At 65.9% G+C, this 722-nt stretch carries 1 protein-coding gene; it reads right to left on the reverse strand.

Annotation, left to right across the window (positions count from 1 at the left end; all coding sequences use genetic code 11):
• A partial coding sequence (locus E3D03_RS21095; RefSeq protein WP_263568562.1) for a ParB/Srx family N-terminal domain-containing protein occupies positions 1-681 on the reverse strand: 681 nt, incomplete at its 3' end.
• Positions 682-722 lie beyond the last annotated feature (41 nt).

Here is a 722-nt window from a genome sequence, read left to right on the forward strand (position 1 = left end):
CGACCAGTCCTTGTTGCGGGTCGGATGGTTCGAACCATCGTAGTCCACCAGATACGGCGGGTCGGTCGCGAACAGGATCGCCCGCTCGCCATTCATCAGACGGCGCACATCAGCAGCACTGGTGCTGTCGCCGCAAAGGAGCCGGTGATCGCCGAGGATCCACAGATCGCCGGTTCGCGATGCTGGATTACGCGGCGGTTCAGGGATGGTCACCGGCGGCACGGAGCCCCCGGCGCCACCTTCTTGCCCGTCCTCTTCCGGCACGAAGGCCAGCAGCTTGTCCAACTCGCCGTCGGAAAACCCGACCAGCGACAAGTCGAAATCCTCAGCCAGCAGATCGTTCAGTTCCGCCGAGAGCAGCGCCTCGTCCCAGGTACCGAGTTCGGTCAGCTTGTTGTCGGCGATCCGGTAAGCCCGGCGCTGTGCCTCGGTCAGATGCCCGAGTACGATCACCGGCGCTTCCGTCAGCCCCAGCTGCGTGGCGGCCAGTACGCGCCCGTGCCCCGCGATCAGCTCGCCGTCCTCGCCGACCAGACAGGGCACGGTCCAGCCGAACTCGGCCATGCTGGCGGCGATCTTCGCGACCTGGTCCGCGTCATGCGCCTTCGCGTTCCTTGCGTAGGGCTGGAGGCGCGACAGCGGCCAGGTCTCGATCCGATCCGGGGCATAGCTCAGCGTCATGGTCGGGTCATTCCTCGGATCAGGGTGGATACCCCTGGCTT

It is taken from the genome of Paracoccus sp. DMF, from assembly GCF_004407025.1.
GTDB lineage: Bacteria > Pseudomonadota > Alphaproteobacteria > Rhodobacterales > Rhodobacteraceae > Paracoccus > Paracoccus aminovorans_B.